Raw genomic sequence first — 26,503 nt, 5'->3', positions numbered from 1 at the left:
GGCCGCCGGGAGGGGAGGAGGGGTCAGAACAGGCTGTAGCGCTGGGCCAGCGGGAGTTCGGCGACCGGGCCGTCGGCGCCGTGCGGGTCGACCCGGTAGCCGTCCACGGTGACCTCGAAGGTCTCCGGGTCGACGCCGATCTCGGGCAGCGCGGTGTTGTTGGGCATGTCGGCCTTGGTGACACCGCGGGTGTCCTTGAGCGCGGACAGCCGGCGGCGCAGGCCCAGGGTCTCCTCCAGCCCGCTGTCCAGGGCGGCCTGGGCGACGAAGGTCACCGCGAGGTCGGCCCCGGCGCCCGCCGGGGTGCCCGGGCGGAGCAGCATCGGCTGCGCGGTGGGAATGGAGGCGTTCACGTCGCCCTGCGGGGCGATCAGCACCGCGCCGCCCTTGACCACCGCGGCGGGGCGGATGCCGAAGAACGCGCGGTCCCACAGGACCAGGTCGGCGAGCTTGCCGGGCTCGACCGAGCCGACCTCGTGGTCGATGCCGGCGGCGATGGCCGGGCAGATCGTGTACTTGGCGACGTAGCGGCGGGCCCGCTCGTTGTCGGCGGGCAGCTCCGAGGAGCGGCCGTGCCGGGCCTTCATCACGTGCGCCACCTGCCAGGTGCGGGTGACCACCTCCCCGGCGCGGCCCATCGCCAGCGCGTCGGAGGAGGTCATCGAGATCGCCCCGATGTCCTGCAGGATGTCCTCGGCGGCCATGGTGGTGTCGCGGATGCGCGAGTCGGCGAACTGCACGTCCGCCTCGACGTCGGGGTTGAGGTGGTGGCAGACCATGAGCATGTCGTGGTGCTCGGCCACCGTGTTCACCGTGTACGGCAGGGTCGGGTTGGTGGAGGAGGGCAGCACGTTGGGCTCGCCGGCCACCACGATGATGTCGGGGGCGTGCCCGCCGCCGGCGCCCTCGGAGTGGAACACGTGGATGCCGCGCCCGGCGACGGCCCCCAGGGTGTCCTGCACGTAGCCGGCCTCGTTGAGGCTGTCGGCGTGCAGCGAGACCTGGATGCCGAACGACTCGGCGGCGCGCAGCGAGGCGTCGATCGCGCCCGGGGTGGCGCCCCAGTCCTCGTGGATCTTGAGGCCGCCGGCGCCGGCCAGCACGTGCTCCTCCAGCGCGGCCTCGCCGACCGTGTTGCCCTTGCCCAGCAGCAGGACGTTGACCGGGACGGCGTCCAGGGCGCGGTGGGTGAGGGCGAGGTTCCACCGGCCGGGGGTGACCGTGGTGGCCTTGCTCCCCTCGCCGGGCCCGGCGCCGCCGCCGATGGCGGTGGTGATGCCGGTGGCCAGCCCCTCCCAGAGCTGCTCGGGGTTGATGAAGTGCACGTGGGAGTCGATGCCGCCGGCGGTGAGGATGCGCCCCTCGCCCGCCAGCACCTCGGTTCCCGGGCCGATCACCAGGTCGGGGTGGACGCCGTCCTGCACGTCGGGGTTGCCGGCCTTGCCGACGGCGGTGATCCGGCCGCCGCGCACGCCGACGTCGGCCCGGACCACGCCCCAGTGGTCGAGCACCACGACGTTGGTGATGACCATGTCGAGGGCGCCCTCGGCGGAGGTGGCGATGGACTGCAGCATGGACTCGCGGATCGACTTGCCGCCGCCGAAGACCGCCTCGTCGCCGCCGACGCAGCGGTCCTCCTCCACCTCGATCCACAGGTCGGTGTCGCCGAGGCGGACCTGGTCCCCGGTGGTCGGGCCGTACAGCGCCGCGTAGTCGGCGCGCGCGATGCCGGTCATCGGGCCTCCTCCTGCTTCTCGTCCAGGCCGGAGCCGGCGGGCACCCGGATGCCGGGGACCTCGCGCCGCCCGCCCAGCGCCACCGCCTGCACCGCGCGGGAGTCGCCCGGCTGGAAGCGGAGCGACGTCCCGGCGGGGATGTCCAGCCGGAAGCCGTGCACCAGGGAGCGGTCCGCGGCCTCGCCGTCGGGCCCGGAGAAGGAGATCGCGGGGTTCACGTCGGCGAGGTGGATGTGCGAGCCGATCTGCACCGGGCGGTCGCCGTCGTTGACCACCACCACCGTGCGGACCTCCCGGTCGGTGTTGATCTGCACTTCGCCCTCGCCCACCCGGATCGCGCCCGGCTCCTCGCCGGGCTCGGCGACCGCCTCGGCGTCTGCGGAGGGGCGGATCGGGCCGCTCAGGGTGACGAGCTTGCGCCCGTCCGGGAAGGTGGCCTCGACCTGGAGGTGGTCCACCAGCTCGGGGACCCCGGGCATGACCTGGTCGGCGGTGAGCACGTGCACGCCCTCGGCCATCAGCTGCTCCACGGTGGCGCCCTCGCGGGCCCGCTCCAGCGCCCAGCAGGACAGCAGCGCGATCGACTCGGGATGGTTCAGCCGCACCCCCCGCTCCAGGCGGTCGCGGGCGACCATCCCCGCCACGCTGAGCAGCAGTTTCTCCCGATCGGACGGGGTCAAGAACATCGGACCTCCACAGCGCACGACGAACACGCCTTCCAGGCAATGCTGCCCGAAGGCGGGAAAACGACGTTTCAAGCCCATTGCAGGGCTGTTAAGAAAGGCCAGTGAAGACGAGCGGCTCAGCAGGGGACGGGAAAGAAGACCACGTCAGAGCACCATGCGAGTCATCGGATCATTGGCTTCTTGAAGATAGCATGATCCATGGAGAAATCTTCATCCGCCTCCCCGGAACACCGGAAACCTTTTCCGTGAAGCACTCCGGGACATGAATTCCAATCGGTAGCAAAACGAATACCCCGCGCACACGGCGCGGGGCATTCGTCTTTTCCCACGAAACCGGCCGGCCCTCGGGCCCTCCGACACACGGGCGCCGGGGCCGGGGCCCGGGATCGGGGGCCGAGACCGGGGCCGGGAAGCCCGGAATCGGGACCCCCGGAACGGGGCCCGGGACCGGGGCCGGCTCAGTCCAGGCCGAGCAGCGGCTCCAGGCCCAGGGTGAGCTGCTCGGGGAGGCCGCCGACGCGGCGCACGCCCAGCAGCACGCCCGGCATGAACGACTCCCGGTTCATCGAGTCGTGCCGGATCTTCAGGGTCTCGCCGTGCGTGCCGAAGACGACCTCCTGGTGGGCGATGAGGCCGGTGATGCGCAGCGCGTGCACCCGGACCCCGTCCACGTCGGCGCCGCGGGCCCCGTCGATCTCGGAGGTGGTGGCGTCGGGCATCGGCGCGCTGCCGGCGTCCGCGCGGGCCCGGGCGACCAGCTCGGCGGTGCGGTACGCGGTGCCGCTGGGCGCGTCGGCCTTGTTCGGGTGGTGCAGCTCGACGATCTCGGCGGACTCGAAGTAGGGGGCCGCCTTGGCCGCGAAGTTCATCATCAGCACCGCGGCGATGCCGAAGTTGGGCGCGATGAGCACCTTCACGCCGGGGTGGGCGGCGAGGATCTCGCGCACCTCGGCGAGCCTGTCCTCGTCGAAGCCGCTGGTGCCCACGACGGCGTGGATGCCGTTCTCGGCCAGCCAGCGCAGGTTGTCCATCACCGCGTCGGGGTGGGTGAAGTCGACCACCACCTCCGCCCCGAGCACCGCGGAGCGCTCCTCCGCGGCGTCGGCGGTGCCCGCCAGAACGGTGTCCTCGGCCTGCTCGACCGCCTTGACGACTTCCGACCCCATGCGCCCGCGGGCGCCGAATACTCCTACCTTGATCACGGAGGCAAGCCTACTGCCGCCCCGCTCCCACCTCGCGGGCGCGCCGCACTTCACCCCCACCCCGAGCTGAGACGATCACCTCAGCCCACCACCGGAGAGCGATCCTGCCGGGGGCGGGGCCGGACGCTCTGACTGAGCGCGGCACCTCGCGGAGTGCAGGTTCAAGCGGGCGGCGAGGGCGGGAGGGGCGGGCCGACCGGTCGGGCGCGGCGCCCCACGGAGCAAAGGTTCAAGCAGGCGGCGACGGCGCAGTAAGGGGACCGGCCGGTCGGTCCGGCGCGGCGCCTCGCGGAGCGAAGGTCCAAGCAGGCGGCAGCAGTAGGAACGGGGCCGGACGCCTCACCCGAGCGCGGCACCTCACGGGGCCGGGGTTCAAACCGGCAGCGAAGGCGGAAGGGGGACCGGCCGGTCGGTCGGGTGCGGCGGGTCGCGGGGTGCAGGTTCAGGCTGGCGGCGACGGCGGCAGTAGGGGGACCGGCTGGTCGGTCGGGTGCGGCGCCCCGCAGAGCGAAGGTCAAAGCGGGCAGCGAGGGTGGGAGTCGGGCGGGGCGGCGCCGGTGAAGGGGGCGGGCCGCTCACCCGGACCCACCAGGGAGCCTTATCCCTGTATGCCCGGTTCGCGGCGGGGATCGGGCGGGAGCGGGGGTGCCCTGCGCACCGCGAGAGCACCCCGATTACATCTACCAGCGAGTAGTAAGCCCCCAGGCCCCAATCGCCCCCTCGCCGATCACCCAGAGTGGCCGAGGCGGGCCCTCCCGGCAGGGCAAAAGCGACATCTCGCCTTCGTGCCGCCCCTGCCCGGGTTCCGGCCCCCTGCTTTGCGGCCTTGCGGGCGGCTCGAACCCCCGAACACCGGCCCGATCAGGGCCAATCGGGCCGCCAAGGGGCCGATCCGGCCCAGGGTGCGCGCCCGGGAATCACCGGGGTGCTCTCGCGGTGCGCAGGGCACCCCACGCCACCATCACCCTGCGTATTCACCCAGGTCAGGGAGGGATGGTGGTTTCAGGGGCGGTCGGCCCCGGCGCCCGGGCGACGCGGGAACGGCCACCCCGCCGCCCCAGCCCGCCCCGACCGGCCCCACCCGCTCTGCCGCACCCGACCGACCGGCCGGTTCCCCTCCCCGCCTTCGCCGCCTGCTTGAACTCCGGCCCCGCGAGACGCCGCGCCCGGGCGACCGCCTCCGCCCCGCCCCTGCCTACGCCGTCGCCGCCGGTCTGAACCCCGGCCCCGTGGGGCGCCGCACCCGACCGACCGGCCGGCATGCCCTCCCGCCTTCGCCGCCTGCTTGAACCCCCGCCCCGTGAGGCGCCGCGCCCGGCCAGGGGCGCCCGACCACGCCCCTACCTCCGCCGTCGCCGCCCGCCTTGACCTTCACTCCGCGAGGCGCCGCGCCCGACCGACCAGCCGGTCCCCGCTGCCGCCGTCGCCGCCCGCTTGAACCTTCGCTCCGCGAGACGCCGCGCCCGACCGAGTGCCGGGCGCGGTGCCTGCGGTCGCTCAGGACGGTTCGGCCAGGAGCAGGGCGAAGTCGCCGTCCGGGTCGGTCCACCAGTGGGTGAGGGCCAGGCCGGCTCGGGCGAGTTCGGTGCGCAGGCCCTCCTCGCGGAACTTGGCGGAGATCTCGGTGCGCATCTCCTCTCCCTCCGCGAAGTCGACCTCCAGGTCCAGTGCCTTGACCCGGACCCGCTGGGCGGTGCGGGAGCGCAGCCGCATCTCGATCCACTCCTGCTCCGGGTCCCAGAGCGCGACGTGCTCGAAGCGGGCGGGGTCGAAGTCGGCCTCCAGCTCGCGGCCGATGACCCGGAGCACGTTCCGGTTGAACTCGGCGGTCACCCCGCGCGCATCGTCGTAGGCGGCGACCAGCCGCGCCGGGTCCTTGACCAGGTCCGCGCCGAGCAGCAGGGACTCGCCGTCGCCCAGGACCCCGCGCAGCCCGGCCAGGAACCCCACCCGGCGGTCGGGCGGCTGGTTGCCGATGGTGGAACCGAGCATCGCCACCACCCGGCGCCCGCCGGCCGGCAGCAGGTCCAGGTGGCGCTCGAAGTCGGCGACGACGGCGTGCACGTCCGCGCCCGGATACTCGGCGGCGATCCGGGCCGCCGCCTCCTCCAGGAAGTCGCCGCTCACGTCGACCGGGACGAAGCCCGCCAGCCCGTTCGCCTCGTGCAGCGCGTCCAGCAGCAGCCGGGTCTTCTCCCCCGAGCCCGCGCCCAGTTCGACCATGGTGTCGGCGCCGGTGGCGCGAGCGATGTCGGCCGCGCGGGCGCGCAGGATGGCCCGCTCCGCGCGGGTCGGGTAGTACTCCGGGAGCCGGGTGATCTCCTCGAAGAGCACGCTGCCCCGCTCGTCGTAGAACCACTTCGGCGGCAGCTCCTTGGGGCTCGCGGTGAGCCCTTCGGCGACGTCGTGCCGGAGCGCCTTGGCCAAGTCGTCGTCGGTCAGATGGCGATCGGTGCGGAGCATGTGCCCTCCTCGTCCCCGGCGTCCCTGGTGCCCGCGCTGTCCCCGGTGTCCGTGGTGCCCGCGGCGGCCCGGTCCCCGGCGGGGCCCGTCTGCCCGCCCTGATCGGCCTCCGCGGGCCGGTCGAGCGGGACCACTCTGACCCCGTCGGGGTCGGCGATGACCAGGGAACGCTCCGGTATCCGGCGCCATTCCGGTCCGTCGTCCAGCGGCTCGGAGGCGATCACCGTGCCGCCGCCCCCGGGGCCGCCCGGCAGCCGGCCGGTGTACAGGCTGTCGCCGCACACCGTGGCGGCCAGCGTCCTGCCGTCCGAGGCGAGCAGGTTGTACCGGCCCGGGGAGGCCTCTTCGGCCCGGCGGACCGTCTCGGCGAGCGCCTCGGCGAGCGCCTCGGCGGTGCCCGCGCCCTCCCGCCACAGCCGCACGGCGTGTGCGAACAGCGGCGCGGAGTCCACCGGGGTGCGGGCGTCGAGCGCCCCGGCGGGCAGCGGCGCGGCCAGCGCAGCGGTGAGCGCCGCATCGTCCTCGGCGGCGCCGTTGTGGCTGAACAGCCGCCCCTCGGCGCGGAACGGCTGGGCGCACGACTCGTCCGGGCCGAACCCGGGGGTGGCGTCGCGGACCGCCGCCACCGCGCACCCGGTGGTGATGGCGCGGGCGGCGTCGGCGAAGGAGGCGTCCGCCCAGATCGGCATGGCGCGCCGGTAGCGGAGCGGCTCCGCGCCGGGGCCGCCCGGGTACCAGCCGGCGCCGAACCCGTCGGCGTTGACCGTCCCGTGCCGCTGCTCGCGCGGGGCGTAGGACTGGCGGAGCAGCGAGTGCGCCGGTTCGAGCAGCAGCCGGTGCAGGGTGACCGGCGGGCCCAGGTAGGCCAGGTGTCGGCACATCAGGGCGCCACCCGCCCCTCGCCCCGTCGTCCTTCACCTCTCCGTTCCTCGCTCCGCCCTTCGCTCCGTCGGCCTTCGCTCCGTCCCGCGCTCCGTCCCTCGTCCGGTGCTGCGTCGCGGGCCAGGCGGAATCCGCTGAAGATCTGCCGGCGGATCGGCAGGTCCCAGTTGCGGAAGGTGCCGCGGGCGGCCGTCGGGTCGGTCGCCCACGACCCGCCGCGCAGCACCCGGTAGCCGTCGGCGAAGAACACCTCGGAGTACTCCCGGTAGGGGAAGGCGGTGAAGCCGGGGTAGCCGTCGAAGACGGTGGAGGTCCACTCCCAGACGTCGCCGATCAGCTGGCGCACCCCCAGCGGGGAGGCGCCTCCGGGGAACGCCCCGGCCGGGGCCGGGCGCAGCCGGCGCTGGCCCAGGTTGGCGCGGTCGGGGCCGGGCTCCTCGTCGCCCCAGGGGAAGCGGCGGGAGCGGCCGGTGGCCGGGTCCCAGCGGGCGGCCTTCTCCCACTCGGCCTCGGTGGGCAGCCGCCGGCCGGCCCAGCGGGCGTGCGCCTCGGCCTCGTGGAAGCAGACGTGCTGCACCGGCTCGTCCGGCGGGACCGGTTCGACCCGGCCGAACCGGCGGCGCATCCACCGGTCCCCGTCCCGGAACCAGAACGCCGGGGCGCGCTTGCCGCTCTCGGTGCGCCACCGCCACCCGGGCCCGCTCCACCAGCGCGGGTCGTCGTAGCCGCCGTCGTCGATGAACGCGGCGTGCGCGGCGTTGTCCACCGGGCGGGCGGAGATCCGGAACGCGGGCAGGTGCACGGTGTGCGCGGGGCGCTCGTTGTCGTAGGCCCACGGGTCGGCGGTGGTGCCCATGGTGAACGGCCCGGCCTCCACCAGGACCTCGTCCGGGCCGGGCGGGACCTCGTCCGGGGCGGCGGGCTCGGGGTCGGGCAGCACCGGGGCGCCCTTGCGGAGCTGGTGGGTGGCGAGCATCGTCTCGTCGTGCTGGTGCTCGTGCTGGACCACCATGTTGTAGACGAACCCGTGCGCGCTCAGCCCCTCCCCGTCGGCCAGCGGGGCGTGCTCCAGGGAGTCCAGCACCGCGCGCCGGACCCGGGCGTTGTAGGCGCGCGCCTCCTCGGGGCGGAGCAGCGGCAGCGAGACCCGGCCGGCCCGCGGGTTCTCGAAGGCGTCGTAGAGGACGTCGATGTCGGGGCGGAGGGCCTCCCGTCCGGCGGCGGCGCGCAGCAGCCACTGCTCCTCGTAGTTGCCGACGTGGGCGTAGTCCCAGACCAGCGGGGACATCAGCGGCGAGTGCTGGGCGAGCAGCTCGCCCTCGTCCAGCGCCGCGACGGTGAGGCCCTCGCTGCGGCGGCGCACCTGCTCCAGGTCGGCGGCGATGCGCTCGCGCAGCCGCTCCTCCTCTGCGGTTCCGGCGGGGGCGGGCCCGGCAGCGGGCCCGTCGGGCTTCGGTGTCATCGCGGCCTGCCTTTCGCGGTCGGTTCGGTGCCCGCCCCCTGCGGCGGGGTGCGGTCGGCCCGCTGCGCGGGGACGGCGCCCGGTCCTTCCCCCGGGGCGCCGCCCGCGCCGTCGGCGTCGTCGGCGGGGCAGCGGCCCCGGTCGGTGTAGCGCTCCCGGTAGGCGCGGGGGGGGGGGGGGAGCCGGTCGGCGCCCATCCGGGGCAGGGCGCGGCTCGCGGCGGCGGTGCAGGCGCGCGCGCACGCGGCGAGCGCGGGGTGGGCGAGGGCGTCGCGGGCTGCGGCCAGCCACAGCCGGCCGGGGTCCGGTTCGGAGCGGTGCAGTTCCGCCACCGCCCGCTCGGCCTCGGCGGAGGCGTCCGGGTCGTCCAGGAGGGCGGCGGCGACCGCGGTCGGCACCGGCCACCAGGGGTCCGGCAGGGCGTCGATCATCCGCAGTTCCAGCCAGCCCCGCGGCCGCACCGGCGGGAACAGGGTGCTCAGGTGGAAGAGGAGGTCGTCGTGGTCGGGCGGGCGGGGTCCGGCGCCCGCGATCCAGTCGGCGAAGGCCATCCGGGCCGGCGGCGGGCAGGGCCCGGCGTCGCCGCGGACGGCCATCAGCCGGGCGCCCAGGGCGTAATCGGCCCAGGCGGCCGCCGGGTCGCCGCCGCCGACCGGCCGGGTGCGGGTGGCGTCGATGCCGGCCCACACCGCCCACCGCGCCGAGCGCCAGCCGGTGCGGCGGCCACGCCACACCGGGGAGTTGGCGAAGAGGGCGGTGAGCACCGGGCCCAGCCGGTGCACCAGGTGCCACCTGCGGGCGGCGTCGGCGGCGTCGGCCCCGATGTCCAGGCATACCTGGATGGAGGCGGTGCTGCACATCATGGTCCGGCCGCCGGTCCACCGGCCGGTGTCGAAGTGCCGCTCCATGGCGGCGTAGCGGGGGAGGTCGAGTTGGCGGCGCGGGGGGCGGTGCGGGTCGAGGCCCCGGCCCTCCAGCCGGAGTCCGGCGTCGGCCAGGGGTTTTTCCACGTGCGCCAGGTCGGCGGCGAGTGCGGCGTGCGCCGCGGCCGGTCCGGGCAGGGGCGGCGAGCTGAGCTCCAGCTGCCCGCCGGGCTCGTAGGTGACCGCGCTGCCCGCCGGGGGCGGGCCGGCCTGGTCGACCAGTGATCGGAGCAGTTCGAGGGGGACGGTTCGGCGGGGGTCCGCGGGATCGGTGACCAGCCATTCGGTCTCGATCCCGACCCGGCCGGGAGGGCCGTTCTTGAAGCAGATGCCGCGGATGTAGTGGTGGACGTCGCTCTCGGTGAGTCGAGTCATCGCTCACTCCCATTCGTCGCGCACCGACTACACATGCCCCGCGGACCGCGCACCCGAAACGTCTTCGATCTTCGCCTCCGCGATGTTCCCGGTGCGGTCGCCGTCCGGTCAGAGCGGGCGGCGGCGCCGGCGCGAGGGGGCGGCGCGGGCGGGGAGCGGCGCCCCTCCCGGGGGTCTCAGCGCAGCTCCTCCTGGTAGGACTCGGTGACCAGGGTGAGGCCGCAGCGCCAGAGGAAGGCCTGCTTGGCGGGGTCGCGGGCCGAGGTGGTGACGATGAGGCGGACCGCGCCGGCGGCGCGCAGCCGGGACCGGGCCTCTTCGATCAGCGCCGATCCCACCGGCCACCATTCGTGCGGGTCGGCGACCGCGAACTCCTCGATCCGGGCCGTCTGGCCCTCGCGCGGGCGGGTGGTGGAGCGGGCGGTGCCGCCGACCAGGTAGCCCCGCACCACCTCCTGCTCCGTGGCGACCAGGGTGGTCGCGGCGGGGTCGCCGACCAGCGCGGCGATGCGGGAGCGCAGCGTCTCCGCGGTCCCGGCCGCGGCCGGGTCGTCGCGCTCGGCGAGCACGGCGATCGCCGCGGCGTCGGTGGGCAGGGCCTTCCGGACGGTGAGTCGGGTTTCGGTCGTCATGGTCCCCCGTTCCGTGCGTCGCCGCAGCGGTCCCTAGTGGTGTTCCCCTTGTGCCGGGCATCACCCTTTTCGCGGTGGTCCGGGGTGGTTCGAGGCGATCCGCGGGTGGTAGGCCCAGGTAGACGGCACCGGACCGAGCGAGGGGGCAGCGATGGCGGACGAGCGCGGGGCCAGAACCGGGGTGGGGGGCGCACGGGTCGGGCTGGAGCCCCCGGACGGCGGCGCCGCGCTGCGCGAGCTGCTCGACGGGCGCTGGCGCGAGGTGCGCGAGCGGGCCCGGGAGCGGCTCACCGGAGAGCTGTTCGCCCCGGTCGCCGGGCTGCCCGTGGAGGAGCACCGGACGCGGGTGTCGGAGCAGCTGGCCGCGCTGGCCGCCACCGAGGTGTCGGGCTACGGCTTCCCCACCGCGGTGGGCGGCTCGGGCGACCTCGGCGCCTCCGTGGCCGCCTTCCAGATGCTGGTCTGCGACATGTCGCTGATGGTCAAGGTGGGCGTGCAGTGGGGGCTGTTCGGCGGCGCGATCCACGCGCTGGGCTCGGACCGGCACCACGCCGAGTACCTGCCCCGGGTCATGTCGCTGGAGCTGCCCGGCTGCTTCGCGATGACCGAGACCGGGCACGGCTCCGACGTGCAGCGGCTGCGCACCACCGCCGACTACGACCCGGCGACCGGCGAGTTCACCGTGCACACCCCGGACGAGGCGGCGCGCAAGGACTACATCGGCAACGCCGCCCGGGACGGCCGCGCCGCGGTGGTCTTCGCCCGGCTGCGCACCCTCGGCACCGACCACGGGGTGCACGCCCTGGTGGTGCCGATCCGGGACGCCGAGGGGCGGTCGCTGCCCGGCGTCACCCTCTCCGACTGCGGCCCCAAGGGCGGGCTGAACGGCGTCGACAACGGGCGCATCTCCTTCGACCGGGTGCGCGTCCCGCGCGAGGCGCTGCTCGACCGGTACGGATCCGTCGCCCCGGACGGCACCTACAGCAGCCCGATCGAGAACCCGAACCGGCGGTTCTTCACCATGCTCGGCACCCTGGTGCGCGGCCGGATCAGCGTCGCCGGGGGCGCCGGCACCGCGGCCGAGGCGGCGCTGGCCATCGCGGTCCGCTACGCCGAAGCGCGCCGCCAGTTCGAGGGCCCGGACGGCGAGGTCCTGCTGCTGGACCGCCGCTCGCACCAGCGCCGCCTGCTGCCCCGGCTGGCCCGCGGCTACGCCCTGCACTTCGCCCAGGAGGAGCTGGTCGCGGCGCTGCACGACGCGGAGACCGGGGAGCGGCCGCTGGACGAGCACGGCCGGCGCGAGCTGGAGTCCCGCGCCGCCGGGCTGAAGGCGGTGGCGACCTGGCACGCCCTGGACACCGTGCAGGCCTGCCGGGAGGCCTGCGGCGGCGCCGGCTACCTGGCGGAGAACCGGCTGACCCAGCTGCGCGCCGACGCCGACGTGTTCACCACCTTCGAAGGCGACAACGTCGTCCTGCTCCAGCTGCTCGCCAAGGCGCTGCTCACCGAGCACCGGGACGCCTTCGGCGACCTGGACGCGCTGCGCATGGCGCGGTTCGCCGCCGGGCAGGTGCTGGAGGGCGTCGTCGAGCGCACCGCGGCCCGCTCGCTGATCGAGCGGCTGGTCAGCGCCGCCCCGGGCCGCGGCGACGAGGCCGACCTGTACGACCGCGGCTGGCAGCTCAAGCTGCTGGAGGACCGCGAGGAGCACACCGTCACCGGGCTGGCCCGCCGGCTGCGCCGGGCCGGCGGCGGGGACCCCGAGCGCGCGTTCCGGATCTTCGACGACGCCCAGGACCACGTGCTGAAGGCGGCCCGGGTGCACGTGGACCGGGTGGTGCTGGAGGCGTTCGTCGCCGCGATCGAGCGGTGCCCCGAACCGGTGACCCGCAAGCTGCTGGAGCGCGTCTGCGACCTGTACGTGCTGTCGGTGGTGGAGGAGGACCGCGCCTGGTTCCTGGAGCACGAGCGGCTCTCCGGCACCCGCGCCAAGGCGGTCGTGCAGGCCGTGGACGACCTCTGCCGCGGCCTGCGCCCGCACGCCCGGACCCTGGTCGACGCCTTCGGCCTGCCCGACGCCTGGCTGGCCGCCCCGATCGCCCTGGGCGCGGAGGCCCGCCGCCAGGAGGAGCAGCTCCGCAACGACACCGCCGAGCAGGACGCCCCGGCCCCGGCCTCCTGACCGCCCCGGCCCACCCCGTCGAGCTCAGCGTCGTCGTCATCGCGGGCCACGACGATGTTGAGCCCCGGCCTGTTGCTTTTGCCCGGCCCACCGCCCCGGCGATCCCGCGCGGGACGCGTGTCCAGGGCCGGGAAAAGCAACAGCCCTGGGCTCAACAAGGTGGGCGCGGGGCCGGGGACTCTGGGGAGAGAGCGGTGGCCCTGGGCTCGACAGGGTGGGCGCGGGGCCGGGGACTCTGGGGAGAGAGCAGCGGCCCTGGGCTCGACAGGGTGGGCGCGGGGCCGGGGAGCCTGGGGAGAGAGCGGTGGCCCTGGGCTCGACAGGGTGGGCGCGGGGCCGGGGTCTCCCGGATCGGGGCGGAACCTGGCGCGGGAGAGGAGGGATCTCCGGTCAGCGTTCCGAGGTCCCCAGGACCTCGCGGACGCCGCGGGCGATCTCCAGGTCCTCGCGGGCGGTGATGACCAGGGTGCGCACCCTGGCCCCGGGGGCGGTGACGTCGGCGTCGCCCTGCGCCGCCTCGTTGGCCGCGGTGTCCAGGGCCACGCCGAGGAAGCCCAGGCCGTCGGCGGCGCCGGAGCGGACCCGCGGCTGGTGCTCGCCGACGCCCGCGGTGAACACCAGGGTGTCCAGGCCGTTCAGGGCGGCCGCCATCGCGGCGATCCTGGCGCGCAGCCGGTGCAGGTAGACGTCGAGGCCGAGCCGGGCCCGCGGGTCGCCGGCGTCGACCCGGTCCATCACGTCGCGCATGTCGGGGTCGCCGGTCAGCCCGGCCAGGCCGCCGCCGCGGTCCAGGCCGTCGGAGACCTCCTCGGGGGTGAGCCCGGCGTGCTGGATCAGCCAGAGCAGCATGCCGGGGTCGGTGTCGCCGCTGCGGGTGGCCATGACCAGGCCCTCGGTCGGGGTGAAGCCCATCGTGGTGTCGACGCTGACGCCGTCGTGCACGGCGGCCAGCGACGCGCCCGCGCCGAGGTGGGCCACGACCAGGCGGCCCGCCGAGCGGCCCAGCATCTCCGCGCTGCGCCGGGCGGAGTAGGAGTGCGACAGGCCGTGGAAGCCGTACCGGCGCACCCCGAGCCGCTCCCGCCACTCCCGGGGGACCGCGTAGGCGGTGGCGGCCTCGGGCAGCGTCGCGTGGAACGCGGTGTCCAACCCGGCGATCTGCGGGAGGTCCGGCAGCGTCTTGCGGGCGGCCTCGATGCCGGCCAGGGACTTGGGCAGGTGCAGCGGAGCGAGCACCGCCAGCTCCCGCAGGCGCGCCACCACCCGGTCGTCCAGCAGCACCGGTGCCCGGTACTCGGGGCCGCCGTGCACCACCCGGTGCCCCACCGCGTCGACCCGGGGCAGGTCCGCCAGGGCCCGCTCCATCTGCTCCGCGGTGACCGCGCCGCCCTGCAGTTCGATGGTGTGCCGCCCGAGCGGCTCGTCCCCGGGGCCGAGGACCGATAGTTTCACGCTGCTCGATCCGGTGTTGACGATCAGCACCTGCATGCGCCGTCCGCCTCTCCTCCGCGCGCGCCGTTGCGCGCTCCCTGAGCCGTTCTCCGCAATGTCCCCCGCGCCCGGCGCCCGGGTCAAGGAGGGGCGCGGGCGCCGCTCCGCCCGGCCCCTGCTTCCGCCCCCGCCCCCGCGGCCGGCCTCAGGAGGTCCAGGTCCAGTCCCGGATCTCCGGCGCGTCGTCGCCGTACTCGCGGGTGTGCGCCCGGCAGCGCAGCCGGGCGTCGTGCATCCGCTGGCTGAGGTGCGCCGCCTTGACCGCCAGCCCCGGCACCCGGTCGATCACGTCCATCACCAGGTGGAACCGGTCCAGGTCGTTGAGCATCACCATGTCGAACGGCGTGGTGGTGGTGCCCTCCTCCTTGTAGCCGCGGACGTGCAGGTTCTCGTGGCCGTTGCGGCGGTAGGTGAGGCGGTGGATCAGCCACGGGTAGCCGTGGAAGGCGAAGATGACCGGTTTGTCGATGGTGAACAGCGCGTCGTAGGAGCGGTCGGTGAGCCCGTGCGGGTGCTCCTCGGCCGGCTGCAGCCGCATCAGGTCGACCACGTTGACCAGCCGCACCCGCAGCTCCGGCAGGTGGGTGCGGAGCAGGTCGGCGGCGGCCAGCGCCTCCAGCGTGGGCACGTCCCCGGCGCAGGCCAGCACGACGTCGGGGTCGGCGCCGCCGTCGGTGCTGGCCCACTCCCAGATGCCCAGGCCGCGGGTGCAGTGCGCGATGGCCTGGTCCATGGAGAGGTAGCTCAGCGCGGGCTGCTTGCCGGCGATGACCACGTTGACCGTGTCGCGCATCCGCAGGCAGTGGTCGGCGGTGGAGAGCAGGGTGTTGGCGTCCGGCGGCAGGTACACCCGGACGATCTCCGGCTTCTTGTTCACCACGTGGTCGATGAAGCCGGGGTCCTGGTGGCTGAAGCCGTTGTGGTCCTGGCGCCACACGTGCGAGCTGAGCAGGTAGTTGAGCGAGGCGATCGGGCGCCGCCAGGGGATGCCCCGGGTGACCTTGAGCCACTTCGCGTGCTGGTTGAGCATCGCGTCCACGATGTGGATGAACGCCTCGTAGCTGTTGAACAGCCCGTGCCGGCCGGTGAGCAGGTAGCCCTCCAGCCACCCCTGGCACAGGTGCTCGCTGAGCACCTCCATCACCCGGCCGTCCGGCGCCAGCGACTCGTCGGTGGGCAGCAGCGGCAGGTCCCAGGCGCGGTCGGTGGCCTCGAACACCGCGTTGAGCCGGTTGGAGGCGGTCTCGTCCGGGCCGAAGATGCGGAAGTCGTCCGGGTTGGCCCGGAGCACGTCGCGCAGGTAGCCGCCGAGCACCCGGGTGGCCTCGTGCTGGACCGCGCCGGGGCGCGGCACCTCGACCGCGTAGCGGCGGAAGTCGGGCAGGGTGAGGTCCTTGAGCAGCAGCCCGCCGTTGGCGACCGGGTTGGCGCTGATCCGGCGGTCCCCCTCCGGGACGACCAGCCGGGTGGTCTCCGGGACCGGGGCGCCGTCCGGGCCGAACAGCTCCTCCGGCCGGTAGGAGCGCATCCACCGCTCCAGCTGGGCGAGGTGCCCGGGCTCGCTCCGCACCTGGGCCAGCGGCACCTGGTGCGAGCGCCAGGTGCCCTCCACCGGGAGCCCGTCCACCTCCCCGGGGCCGGTCCAGCCCTTGGGGGTGCGCAGCACGATCATCGGCCAGCGCAGGCCGCCGCGGTCGCCGCCGTCCCGCACCCGGCGCTGGATCTCGGCGATGCCGTCCAGGGCGCCGTCCAGCACCCGGGCCATCTCCCGGTGCAGCGCTTCGGGGTCGTCTCCGGAGACGAAGACCGGTTCGTGCCCGTGGCCCTCCATCAGCGCGGCCAGTTCGCGCTCCGGCATCCGGGCGAGCACCGTGGGGTTGGCGATCTTGTAGCCGTTGAGGTGCAGGATCGGCAGCACGGCGCCGTCGGCGGCCGGGTCGATGAACCGGTTGGCGGCCCAGCTGCCCGCCAGCGGGCCGGTCTCGGCCTCGCCGTCGCCGACCACCGCCGCCACCACCAGGTCCGGGTTGTCGAAGGCGGCGCCGTAGGCGTGCGACAGCGCGTACCCCAGCTCGCCGCCCTCGTGGATCGACCCGGGGGTCTCCGGCGCGTAGTGGCTGGGCACCCCTCCGGGGAAGGAGAACTGCCGGAACAGCCGGCGCATCCCCTCCTCGTCCCGGGTGACCTCGGGGTAGACCTCGGTGTAGGTGCCGTCCAGCCAGGCGGTGGCCACCCCGGACGGGCCGCCGTGCCCGGGGCCCATGATCCAGATCATGTCCGTGCCGCGCCGCCGCACCTGCCGCTGCAGGTGGGCGTAGACGAAGTTGAGCCCCGGTGTGGTGCCCCAGTGCCCGAGCAGCCGGGGCTTGATGTGCTCGGGGGCGAGCGGCTCGCGGAGCAGCGGGTTGTCCAGCAGGTAGATCTGCCCGACCGAAAGGTAGTTGGCGGCCCGCCAGTAGAGGTCGACCGCGCGGAGCTCCTCGTCGGTCAGGGATGCCCGGGGCCCGGTCTCGGTCGTCGTCATGCCTGTCCCCCTCGATCTGCGGCTGCAGCGGAGGTTCTCCTACCCGGCGGGCCGTCCGGGTATGGGCGGAGGGAGGTCACCGGATGCCCATCCGTCCGTCCCGTTTCCCCCATCCCCGCGCCCCGCCGGACGCGGCCGGGGCGGGGCGCTCCGCGGGGCGGGTAGGTTGGCCCGCGATGAGCAACGATTCCGATGACGGCCACCGCGCCGAGACGACCAGCGGCGACGATGCCGGTGTCCAGCCCCCGCCCGCGCCGGACGGCCCCGACCGGGCCCGCGAAGAGCCCTCGGACGAGGAGGGCGGGGCCGGGGAGGCGGTAGCGGACGGCGGCCTCCGGGAGGACGGCGGCGACGGCGAGGAGGGCCCCGGCGGGGAGGAGTCCGGCGGGGCGCCGGCCGGGCCGGCCGGCGCGCTGTCCACCGAGACGTTCGGCATCGCCGGCCTGCTCGCCCTGCTCGGCTCCCTGGTCGGCACCCGGGTGGTGGACCTGCTGGCGAGCACCACCGCCGCCTCCCAGGAGGGCGCGCTGAAGGCCGTCGCCCTCGGCGACGGCGTCTTCGCCCTGGTCGCGGTTGCGCTGTCCGCGGCCGGCCTCACCGCGGCCGGACCGGCCACCCGGCCCTGGGCCCGCTGGCTGTCCACCGCGGTCCTGCTGATCGGCGCCCTGCTGGTCGCCGCCGCGGCCGCGGCCTACCTGACGGTCCCGCCGCCGGCCCCGCCGCAGCCGATGATCCCGGGCATGTGACCGGTTCCGCCCCGCCCCGGCCGGGGGTGGGGCGGGGCTCCGGGCCCGGCCGGGCCGCGCCCGCCGGGCCGGTCAGTCCGTGCCGAGCTCGCGGCGGAGGATCTCCGCCCAGCGGGCGACGATCCGGCGGCGGCGCGGCTCGTCGTCGGTGAGCAGGTTGGCCAGGCCCAGGCCGCGGGCGAGGTCGAGGGTGGCCTGCACGGTCTCCCGCACCCCCGGGGCCGACTCGTCGGCGCCGAGCAGCTCGACGGCGGCGCGGTGCGCGGTCCGCCCGACGTGGTCCTCCAGCGGGATGACGTGGGAGCGCAGCCGCGGGTCGTTGGCGGCGGCCGCCCACAGCTGCACCGCCCCGGCGAACACCGGGCCGCTGTAGGCGTCCACCAGCATCTCCACCACGGCGGTGGTGCGGTCGGCGCCGGCCGGCAGGTCGTCGACCCGGCGGCGCAGCTCGGCCATCCGGCCGTCGCTCATGTGCCGCAGCGCGGCGGTGAACAGGTCCTCCCTGGTGGGGAAGTGGTGCTGGGCGGCGCCGCGGGAGACGCCCGCGCGCTCCGCGACGGCGGCCACCGTGCTGCCCGCCACGCCGCGCTCGGCGAGGCAGGCCGCGGCCGCCTCCAGCAGCCGGCGCCGGGTCGCCCGGCTCCGCTCCTGCCTCGGTTCGCGCGTCCGCGCCCCCTGGTCGTGCCCGGTGTCCACCTCGGACGCCCTCCCCCCGCTCGCGTCGCCGACAACCTATCCGGTTCCGGCGCCGGCGGGCGGACGCCCGCCCCGATCAGCCCGCATCGATCCCGGCGCCGTCGCGGTCTCGACCGCCTTCGGGACCGCGACGGCGCCCGAGACCACCGGTTCGGCGGTGCGGCGCGCTAGTAGGACTTGGGCAGGCCGAGGGAGTGCTGGGCGACGTAGTTGAGCACCATCTCCCGGCTGACCGGGGCGATCCTGCCCAGCCGGGAGGAGGCGATCGCCGCGCCGAGGCCGTACTCGGAGGCCAGGCCGTTGCCGCCGAGGGTCTGCACGGCCTGGTCGACGGCGCGCGCCGCGGCCTCGCCCGCCGCGTACTTGGCCATGTTGGCGGCCTCGCCGGAGCCGGCGTCGTCGCCCGCGTCGTAGAGCGCGGCGGCCTTCTGCGTCATCAGCCGGGCCAGCTCCACCTCCACCTTGATCTGCGCCAGCGGGTGGGCCAGGCCCTGGTGGGCGCCGATCGGGCGGCCCCACACCTCGCGCTGCCGGGCGTAGCCGACCGCGGTGTCCAGGGCGTGCCGGGCCGACCCCAGGGCCAGCGACGCCGCCATGATCCGCTCCGGGTTGAGCCCGGCGAACAGCTGCAGCAGGCCGCTGTCCGGGTCGCCCACCAGGGCGTCGGCGGGCAGCCGGACGTCGTCCAGGAACAGCCCGAACTGGTGGTCCGGGCTGACCAGGTCCATCTCGATGGGCCGCGCCTCGAAGCCGGGGGCGTCGGTGGGGACGATGAACAGGGCGGGCTTGAGCCGGCCGGTGGCGGCGTCCTCGGTGCGGCCGACGACGAGCACCGCGTCGGCGGCGTCCACCCCGGAGATGAAGGTCTTGCGGCCGGTGAGCAGCCAGTCCGCGCCGTCGCGGCGGGCCGTGGTGGTGATGTTGTGCGCGTTGGAGCCGGCGTCCGGCTCGGTGATGGCGAACGCGAGGATGCTCTCCCCGGAGGCGATCCCGGGCAGCCAGCGCCGCCGCTGGTCGCCGGTGCCGAACCGGGCGAGCACCGTCCCGCAGATCGCCGGGGAGACCACCATCATCAGCGTGGGGCAGCCGCCGGCGCTCAGCTCCTCCAGCACGGCGGCCAGGTCGCCGATGCCGCCGCCTCCGCCGCCGTGCTCCTCGGGGATGTTCACCCCGAGGTAGCCGAGCTTGCCGGCCTCGGTCCACAGCTCGCTCAAGTAGGCGCCGGCCTTGGCCTTCTCCCTGTAGTAGCGCGGCCCGTAGCCGGCGGTGAAGGCGGCCACCGCCTCGCGCAGCGCGGTCCGCTCGCCGGGTTCGGTGAATGTCATCTGGGACCTCCGAGGTGTCGGGGGGCGGAGCCCCGGGGAAGGGCGCGGCCGCCGGGCCGGGTAGCGGCCGGGGAACCGCGGTGGGGGACTCCCCGGCCCCGATCGGGCCGGGTCCGGTCCGGGCGCCGCCCGGGTCCGGGGGCGTCCCCTCGGGCGGACCGGCCCGCGGAGCGGGGCCGGGGCGGGCGGGAAGGGGGCGGCGCCGGGACCGCGTCGACGGCGACGGCGCGCCGGGGGCCGCCGTCCCCGGGCCGCCGCCTCCGGGCGGAGGTCACCGGGGCGCCCCGTCCGGCGCCGGGCCGCCGTCCTCGGCGGGGGCGACGACGGCGAGGACGTCGCCGGTGTCGACCCGGGCGCCGGCGGCGGGCAGACCGGTGACGGTGCCGTCGGCCGGGGCGGTGATCCGGTGCTCCATCTTCATCGCCTCCAGCCAGAGCAGCGGCCGGCCGGCCTGCACCCGCTCGCCCTCGGCGGCGGCGACCCGGACCACGGTGCCCGGCATCGGCGCGAGCAGGGTGCCGGGCGGGGTGTCCCCGGCGCCGTCCGGGAACCGGCTCAGCGGGGTCAGGGCCACCGGGCCCAGGTCCGAGTCGACGTGCACCTCTCCCCCGGGCGTCCGGTGCACCTCGAAGGTGCGGCGCACCCCGCCCGCGACCAGCTGCACCGCGTCGGGGGCGGCCCGGTGCACCCGGACCTCCCCGTCGCCGCCGGGCAGCGGGACCGGGCCGGACCGGCCGGCGGTGTAGCCGGCCTCCACCTCCTCCCCGGCCGCGGTGCGGTACCGGCGGACGTGCGGCGCGGAGGGGAGGTTGCGCCAGCCGGCGGGGAGCCCGCCGAGCACCGGCGCGGCGGCGCGGTTCGCCTCGGCGGCGGCCAGGGCGGCGGCGAGCGCGGACAGCCGGACCGCCCTCCCGTCGGCCAGCGGCCGGCCCAGTTCGGCGGCGCCGTGCAGGTCCAGGAACCGGGTGTGCACCTCGCCGGCGGCGAACGCCGGGTGGCGCAGCACCCGGACCAGCAGGTCGCGGTTGGTGCCGACACCGTGCAGCCGGGTGCCGGCCAGCGCCGCGGAGAGCCGGCGCAGCGCGTCGGCGCGGCTGCTCCCCCAGGCGACGACCTTGGCGATCATCGGGTCGAAGTCGGTGCCGATCTCGGTGCCGTCCTCGACGCCGGCGTCCACCCGCACGCCGTACCGGTCCGGCGGGGCGAACGCGGTCCGCGCGGCCGGGACGTCGAACCGGGCCACGGTGCCGGTCTGCGGGCGCCAGTCGGCCAGCGGGTCCTCGGCGCAGATCCGGGCCTCCACCGCGTGGCCGCGCGGCTCCGGCGGGCCGCCGTCCGGCAGCGGCTCGCCCTCGGCGATGCGCAGCTGCCACTCCACCAGGTCCAGGCCGGTGACGCACTCGGTGACCGGGTGCTCCACCTGGAGCCGGGTGTTCATCTCCAGGAACGAGACGGAGCCGTCCTCGGCGAGGAGGAACTCGGCGGTGCCCGCGCCGGTGTAGCCGATCGCGGCGGCCATCCCGCGCGCCGCCCCGTGCAGCCGCTCGCGCAGCCCGCCGGGGAGCCCGGGGGCGGGGGCCTCTTCGATGAGCTTCTGGTGCCGGCGCTGCACCGAGCAGTCGCGGTCGCCGACGGCCCACACGGTGCCGTGCGCGTCGGCGAGGAGCTGCACCTCGACGTGGCGGCCGCGCTCCACGTACCGCTCGCAGAAGACCGCCGGGTCGCCGAAGGCCGCGGCGGCCTCGGCGCGGGCCGCCTCCGCCTCGGCCGGCAGGTCGGCGAGGTCGCGGACGATGCGCATGCCGCGCCCGCCGCCGCCGGCCGACGCCTTGATCAGCACCGGCAGGTCGGCCTCGGTGACCTCCTCGGGCGGCACCGAGCGGAACACCGGGACGCCGGCCCGGGCGGCGAGCTCCTTGGCGGCGATCTTGGCACCCATCGCCTCGATCGCCTCCGGCGGGGGGCCGACCCAGGTCAGTCCGGCCTTGACCACGGCGCGGGCGAACGCGGCGCTCTCGGAGAGGAAGCCGTACCCGGGGTGCACGGCGTCGGCGCCGGCCCGCTCGGCGGCGGCGACCAGCAGGTCGGCGCGGAGGTAGGTGTCGGCGGGGGCGGTGCCGGGCAGCCGGATCGCGGCGTCGGCCTCGCGGACGTGCGGCGCGTCGGCGTCGCCGTCGGAGTGGACCGCGACGCTGCGCACGCCCAGGGCGCGGCAGGCCGCGATGGTGCGGCGGGCGATCTCGCCGCGGTTGGCGACGAGCAGCGTGGTGATCATCGCGGGCCTCCGTGGTGGGGAGCGGGAGCGTGGTTCATCGCCGGTGCCGGGCCTCCGCGGTGCGGGTGCGGGGGGCGCCGGCCTCCGGGGCGGCGGGGTCCGGGGCGGGGTTCGTCTGCACGGGCCGCCCCTTCACATCCGGAAGACGCCGAAGCCGTCGGCGCCGCGCACCGGGGCGTTGTGCACCGCGGACAGGCAGAGGCCGAGCACGGTGCGGGTGTCGCGGGGGTCGATGACGCCGTCGTCGTAGACCCGGCCGGACAGGAAGAGCGGGAGCGACTCGGCCTCGATCCGGTTCTCCACCATCTCCCGCATGGCGGCGTCCTGGTCCTCGTCGTAGGGGCGGCCCTTGGCCTCGGCGGAGGCGCGGGCGACGATGGACAGCACCCCGGCCAGCTGCCGGGGGCCCATCACCGCGGACTTGGCGCTGGGCCAGGCGAACAGGAACCGGGGGTCGTAGGCCCTGCCGCACATCCCGTAGTGACCGGCACCGTAGGAGGCGCCGATGAGCAGCGACAGGTGCGGCACGGTGCTGTTGGAGACGGCGTTGATCATCATCGCGCCGTGCTTGATGATGCCGCCCTGCTCGTACTCCCGGCCGACCATGTAGCCGGTGGTGTTGTGCAGGAACAGCAGCGGGGTGCGGGACCGGTTGGCCAGCTGGATGAACTGGGCGGCCTTCTGCGACTCGGCGCTGAACAGCACCCCCTGGGCGTTGGCCAGGATCCCCACCGGGTAGCCGTGCAGCCGCGCCCACCCGGTGGCCAGGCTGGTGCCGTAGGCCGGTTTGAACTCGTCGAAGTCGGAGCCGTCCGCGATGCGCGCGATCACCTCGCGCGGGTCGAACGGGACCTTGAGGTCGTCCGGGACGATCCCGGCGAGCTCCTCGGGGTCGTACCGCGGGGGTTCGGCCGGGGCCGGGGCGGGTCCGGCCTTGCGGTGGTTGAGCCGGGCCACGATGCGCCGGCCGATGCGCAGCGCGTCGTACTCGTCGGCGGCCAGGTGGTCGGCGAGCCCGGAGGTGCGGGCGTGCATCTCCGCGCCGCCGAGCGACTCGTCGTCGCTCTCCTCCCCGGTGGCCATCTTGACCAGCGGCGGCCCGCCGAGGAACACCTTGGAGCGCTCCTTGACCATCACCACGTGGTCGCTCATCCCGGGCACGTAGGCGCCGCCCGCGGTGGAGTTGCCGAAGACCAGGGCGATGGTGGGGATGCCGGCCGCGGAGAACCGGGTGAGGTCGCGGAAGAGCCGTCCGCCGGGGATGAAGATCTCGCTCTGGCTGGGCAGGTCGGCGCCGCCGGACTCGACCAGGTTGATCAGCGGCATCCGGTTCTGCTCGGCGATCTCCATCGCCCGCATGGTCTTCCGGCCGGTCCAGGGGTTGCTGGCGCCGCCGCGCACCGTGGGGTCGTTGGCGATGACGACGCACTCGGTGCCCTCGACCGCGCCGACGCCGGTGACCACGCTGGCGCCGACCGGGAAGTCGGTGCCCCAGGCGGCCAGCGGGGACAGCTCCAGGAACGGGGCGTCCGGGTCGAGCAGCAGCTCGATCCGCTCCCGGGCGAGCAGCTTGCCGCGGCCGCGGTGCCGCTCGACGTACTTCTCGCCGCCGCCGGCCAGCGCCTTGGCCTGTTCGGCGTCGATCTCGGCGAGCTTGCCGAGCATCGCCTCGCGCGCCCGCGCGTAGCCGGCGGAGGCGGTGTCCAGGCGGGATCTGAGTACGGTCATGGCAGCAGCGCCTCCGGGACGTCCAGGTGCCGGCCGCGCAGCCATTCGCCGAGCGCCTTGGCCTGCGGGTCGGATCGGGTGTTGCCGCCGGCGCCGTCGCCGAGCAGCCCTTCGACGACGAAGTTGGCCGCGCGCAGGTGCGGGAAGAGGTGCCGGGTGACCGGCAGCGGGGCGGCCTCGGGGATCAGCCGCTTGAACTCGGCGACGGTGAGGGCGTGCGCGAGCCAGCTCCAGGCCGCGTCGTCGCGCACCCACACCCCGACGTTGGCGTCGGAGCCCTTGTCTCCGCTGCGCGCGCCGGCCACCAGGCCGAGCGGTGCGCGGCGGACCGGGCCGGTCGGGGGCGGCGGCGGGAGCGGCGGTTCGGGGACCGGTCCGGGGTCCGCAGCGGCCGGGGCGGGGCCGATGCCGTGCCGGGTGCCGTCCGGGAGCACCGCGGTGTGCGGCACCCGGTCCGCGGGGACCTGGGCGGCGGTGAACGCCACCCCGTCGGGGCGGGCGTCGCCGGGCGGCGCGGTGGCGTGGAACCCGGGGACGCTGGAGAGCGCGAGTTCGACGCAGGCGGCGCTGAACGCCCGGCCGACCTTGTTCCGGTCCGGGTCGGAGGCGGTGATGCGGAGCAGCGCGGACGCCCCGTCCTGGGTGGGCGCGTCGGGGTCGGCGGCCCCGGCGCCGTCCAGCCGGAACCGCAGCCGGGCGGGTTCGCGGCCGCGCAGCGCGGCGCGCAGCTGCCGTTCGGCCAGTTCGGCCTTTGCCTCGATGTCCAGGCCGGTGAGGACCAGGGCCATGTCGTTGCGGAAGCCTCCGATCCGGTTCATGCCGACCTTGAGGCCGGGGGGCGGCGCCTCGCCGCGCACCCCGTGCAGCCGGACCCGGTCCGGGCCCTCCTCGGTGAGCCGGGCGGTGTCCAGCCGGACGGTGGCGTCGGGGTTGGGGTAGCGGGCCCCGGCCACCTCGTAGACGAGCTGGGCGGTGACGGTGCCCGCGGTGACCGCGCCGCCGGTGCCGGGGTGCTTGGTGATCACCGCCGACCCGTCGGCGTGCACTTCGGCGATGGGGAAGCCGGGCCGGGTGAGGTCGCGCCCCTGCTCCTGCAGCTCGGTGAAGAACGCGTAGTTGCCGCCGGTGGCCTGGGCGCCGCACTCGATGACGTGGCCGGCGGCGACCGCGCCGGCGATGGCGTCGAAGTCGTCCCGGGCCCAGCCGAAGTGCGCGGCGGCCGGCCCGACCACCAGCGAGGCGTCGGTGACCCGGCCGGTCACCACGATGTCGGCGCCGGCCCGCAGGCAGGCGGCGATGCCGAAGCCGCCGAGGTAGGCGTTGGCGGTGAGCGGCGCGCCCAGCCCCAGTTCGGCGGCGCGGGGCAGCAGGTCGTCCCCTTCGACGTGGGCGATCCGCAGTTCGACGCCGGCCCGGTCGGCGAGGGCGCGCAGCGCGTCGGCGAGGCCGGCCGGGTTGAGGCCGCCGGCGTTGGCGACGACCTTGACGCCGCGCTCGGCCACCGTGCCGAGCACGCCCTCCATCTGCCGCAGGAAGGTCCGCGCGTACCCGCGGGAGGGGTCCTTGAGCCGGTCCCGCCCGAGGATGAGCATGGTCAGTTCGGCCAGGTAGTCGCCGGTGAGCACGTCCAGCGGGCCGCCGTCCAGCATCTCGGCGACCGCCTCCGCGCGGTCGCCGTAGAACCCGGACGCATTGCCGATCCGCAGCGGTGTGACCCCGGTCTCCGTCATGCGCACGAGCGTGCCACGCCCCCGAAGGAAAAACAAGCGCGCATGATTGTTTTTCCGACAGGGGCACTGGGCGCGGCCCGGACCTGCCGCGCCGCCCGGCGGCGGGCGGGAAAACGCCCCGGCGGTCCGGCCGAGCGGCCACTAGGGTCGGGGCATGGGACAGGCGCTGCTCATCATCGACATGCACGAGTTCCTGGTCGAGGGGCTGTGGCAGGGGGCGGAGACGGCCCGGCGGATCGGCGGGGTCGCCGACCGGGCGCGCGGGCGGGGCGTTCCGGTGCTGGTGCTGCACCAGGTGGACGACGACCCGGGCGGCCTGTTCGCCCCGGAGCGGCAGGGGCGCGGGGTCAGCCCGCTGATCGGGGTGCGCGACGGCGACCGGGTGGTCCCCAAGCGGGCCACCGACTCCTTCTACCGGACCGGGCTGGCCGAGGCCCTGCGCGACCTGGGCGCCGACACCGTGGTGGTCACCGGCGCCGCCACCGACTACTGCGTGGACGCCACCGTGCGCTCCGCCGCGAGCCACGGCTTCGACGTCGACCTGGTGTCCGACGGCCACGCCCCGATGTCGGTGGGCGACCCGGAGGCCGGACTCACCCCCGAACAGGTGGTCGCGCACCACAACGCGGTGCTCAGCCGAGCGATCCACCCCGGCGGCAGGGTCCGCCTGGTCAAGGCGGCCGACCTCTTCCCCCGCGAGAGCTGACCACCCAGTCGGTCGGGCCCGGCGCCCCACCGGGTGAAGGTTCAGACGGGCGGCGACGGCGGGAAGGGGAGCGTGCCGGCTGGTCGGTCGGGCGCGGCGCCCCACGGAGCGGGGGTTCAAGCAGGCGGCGACGGCAGAGGTAGGGGCGGGGCGCAGGCGGTCGCCCGGGCGCGGCGCCTCACGGGGCGGGGGTTCAAGCGGGCGGCGAAGGCAGCGGTGGGCACCGGCCGGTCGGTCTAGTGCGGCACCCACGGGGCCGGGGTTCAGACCGGCGGCGACGGAGAGGGTAGGGGCAGGGTCGGGCGCCTCGGCCGGGAGCGGCGCCTCGCGGGGCGGGGTTCAAGCAGGCGGCGACGGCGGCAGGGGACCGGCCGGTCGGTCGGGTGCGGCAGAGCGGGTGGGGGCGGTCGGGGCGGGCCGGGGGGGCGGGTTCGCCGTTCCCGCGTCGCCCGGGCGCCGGGGCCGGCTACCCGTGAAACCGCTGCCCCCCTCTGACCTCGGTGAATACGCAGGGTGATGGCGGGGTGGGGTGCCCTGCGCACCGCGAGAGCACCCCGGTGATTCCCGGGCGCGCATCCCGGCCCGGATCGGCCCTCCAGGGGTCCGAATCGCCCCGGTCGGGCCGGTGTTGGGGGGTTCGAGCGGCCCGGAAGGCCGCAAGGCAGGGGGCCGGAACCGGTGGGTTCTAGTTTGTGTTGCAACACGGCCGGGACGAAGGGGGATGAAGGGTGCCGGGCAA

At 75.8% G+C, this 26,503-nt stretch carries 17 protein-coding genes and 1 pseudogene; 3 read left to right on the top strand and 15 right to left on the bottom strand.

Annotated elements, in window-relative coordinates; translation table 11 throughout:
* Window positions 1-23: 23 nt before the first annotated feature.
* The 8 genes and pseudogenes from D459_RS0118805 to D459_RS0118770 all read right to left on the bottom strand — a co-directional run bounded on the left by D459_RS0118805 (window position 24) and on the right by D459_RS0118770 (window position 10,361).
* A complete protein-coding gene (locus D459_RS0118805; protein ID WP_017594551.1) occupies window positions 24-1,736 on the bottom strand; it encodes an urease subunit alpha in 1,713 nt (570 codons plus the stop codon).
* On the bottom strand, window positions 1,733-2,422 hold the full coding sequence (locus D459_RS0118800; RefSeq protein WP_017594550.1) for an urease subunit gamma: 690 nt from the start codon (window positions 2,420-2,422) through the stop codon (window positions 1,733-1,735). The genes D459_RS0118805 and D459_RS0118800 overlap by 4 nt, the downstream gene beginning before the upstream one ends.
* Before the next feature lie 458 nt (window positions 2,423-2,880).
* Window positions 2,881-3,624 carry a 4-hydroxy-tetrahydrodipicolinate reductase gene (gene dapB / locus D459_RS0118795; RefSeq protein ID WP_081620621.1) on the bottom strand — a complete coding sequence of 248 codons (744 nt, stop codon included), beginning with the start codon at window positions 3,622-3,624 and terminating at the stop codon, window positions 2,881-2,883.
* A 1,497-nt stretch (window positions 3,625-5,121) separates the two neighbouring features.
* A complete protein-coding gene (gene egtD / locus D459_RS0118790; protein WP_017594548.1) occupies window positions 5,122-6,087 on the bottom strand; it encodes an L-histidine N(alpha)-methyltransferase in 966 nt (321 codons plus the stop codon).
* A gap of 119 nt (window positions 6,088-6,206) precedes the next feature.
* Window positions 6,207-6,968, bottom strand: a pseudogene (egtC, locus tag D459_RS0118785) (ergothioneine biosynthesis protein EgtC); the annotation flags it as partial.
* Window positions 6,968-8,431 (bottom strand): ergothioneine biosynthesis protein EgtB, encoded by a 1,464-nt coding sequence (egtB, locus tag D459_RS0118780; RefSeq protein ID WP_017594546.1) that lies wholly within the window; start codon window positions 8,429-8,431, stop codon window positions 6,968-6,970. The gene egtB and the pseudogene egtC, both read right to left, overlap by 1 nt.
* Window positions 8,428-9,729: an ergothioneine biosynthesis glutamate--cysteine ligase EgtA gene (egtA, locus tag D459_RS0118775; RefSeq protein WP_017594545.1), complete on the bottom strand. Its 1,302-nt coding sequence runs from the start codon at window positions 9,727-9,729 to the stop codon at window positions 8,428-8,430. Before egtA ends, egtB begins: the two co-directional genes overlap by 4 nt.
* Before the next feature lie 176 nt (window positions 9,730-9,905).
* Window positions 9,906-10,361 (bottom strand): GNAT family N-acetyltransferase, encoded by a 456-nt coding sequence (locus tag D459_RS0118770; protein ID WP_017594544.1) that lies wholly within the window; start codon window positions 10,359-10,361, stop codon window positions 9,906-9,908.
* 151 nt (window positions 10,362-10,512) lie between these two features.
* On the opposite strand from D459_RS0118770, the gene D459_RS0118765 reads away from it, so the two are divergent.
* A complete protein-coding gene (locus D459_RS0118765; protein ID WP_017594543.1) occupies window positions 10,513-12,543 on the top strand; it encodes an acyl-CoA dehydrogenase family protein in 2,031 nt (676 codons plus the stop codon).
* Window positions 12,544-12,933: 390 nt separating this feature from the next.
* Here D459_RS0118765 and D459_RS0118760 read toward each other — a convergent pair whose 3' ends face one another.
* Both D459_RS0118760 and D459_RS0118755 read right to left on the bottom strand, forming a co-directional pair.
* Window positions 12,934-14,031, bottom strand: coding sequence for an acetate/propionate family kinase (locus D459_RS0118760; protein ID WP_017594542.1), 1,098 nt, complete (start codon window positions 14,029-14,031; stop codon window positions 12,934-12,936).
* 148 nt (window positions 14,032-14,179) lie between these two features.
* Window positions 14,180-16,558 carry a phosphoketolase family protein gene (locus D459_RS0118755; RefSeq protein ID WP_017594541.1) on the bottom strand — a complete coding sequence of 793 codons (2,379 nt, stop codon included), beginning with the start codon at window positions 16,556-16,558 and terminating at the stop codon, window positions 14,180-14,182.
* Between the two features lie 176 nt (window positions 16,559-16,734).
* On the opposite strand from D459_RS0118755, the gene D459_RS33780 reads away from it, so the two are divergent.
* On the top strand, window positions 16,735-17,304 hold the full coding sequence (locus tag D459_RS33780; protein WP_017594540.1) for a hypothetical protein: 570 nt from the start codon (window positions 16,735-16,737) through the stop codon (window positions 17,302-17,304).
* A gap of 72 nt (window positions 17,305-17,376) precedes the next feature.
* Here D459_RS33780 and D459_RS0118745 read toward each other — a convergent pair whose 3' ends face one another.
* The 5 genes from D459_RS0118745 to D459_RS0118720 form a co-directional block, all read right to left on the bottom strand.
* A complete protein-coding gene (locus D459_RS0118745) occupies window positions 17,377-18,000 on the bottom strand; it encodes a TetR/AcrR family transcriptional regulator (protein ID WP_017594539.1) in 624 nt (207 codons plus the stop codon).
* Window positions 18,001-18,167: 167 nt separating this feature from the next.
* Complete coding sequence (locus D459_RS0118740; RefSeq protein ID WP_017594538.1) at window positions 18,168-19,325, bottom strand: acyl-CoA dehydrogenase family protein; 1,158 nt, start codon at window positions 19,323-19,325, stop codon at window positions 18,168-18,170.
* A 271-nt stretch (window positions 19,326-19,596) separates the two neighbouring features.
* Window positions 19,597-21,600 carry an ATP-binding protein gene (locus D459_RS32145; protein ID WP_017594537.1) on the bottom strand — a complete coding sequence of 668 codons (2,004 nt, stop codon included), beginning with the start codon at window positions 21,598-21,600 and terminating at the stop codon, window positions 19,597-19,599.
* 132 nt (window positions 21,601-21,732) lie between these two features.
* Window positions 21,733-23,328 carry an acyl-CoA carboxylase subunit beta gene (locus D459_RS0118725; RefSeq protein ID WP_017594536.1) on the bottom strand — a complete coding sequence of 532 codons (1,596 nt, stop codon included), beginning with the start codon at window positions 23,326-23,328 and terminating at the stop codon, window positions 21,733-21,735.
* A complete protein-coding gene (locus tag D459_RS0118720; protein ID WP_017594535.1) occupies window positions 23,325-25,058 on the bottom strand; it encodes an acyclic terpene utilization AtuA family protein in 1,734 nt (577 codons plus the stop codon). The genes D459_RS0118725 and D459_RS0118720 overlap by 4 nt, the downstream gene beginning before the upstream one ends.
* 154 nt (window positions 25,059-25,212) lie before the next feature.
* Between D459_RS0118720 and D459_RS0118715 the strand changes: the two genes are divergently transcribed.
* A complete protein-coding gene (locus D459_RS0118715) occupies window positions 25,213-25,764 on the top strand; it encodes an isochorismatase family protein (RefSeq protein ID WP_017594534.1) in 552 nt (183 codons plus the stop codon).
* Window positions 25,765-26,503 lie beyond the last annotated feature (739 nt).

The organism is Nocardiopsis potens DSM 45234 (assembly GCF_000341105.1).
GTDB classification, from domain to species: domain Bacteria; phylum Actinomycetota; class Actinomycetes; order Streptosporangiales; family Streptosporangiaceae; genus Nocardiopsis_A; species Nocardiopsis_A potens.
Note: the sequence above shows the minus strand (reverse complement) of the source record. Positions and strands in the feature narration are given on the sequence as shown.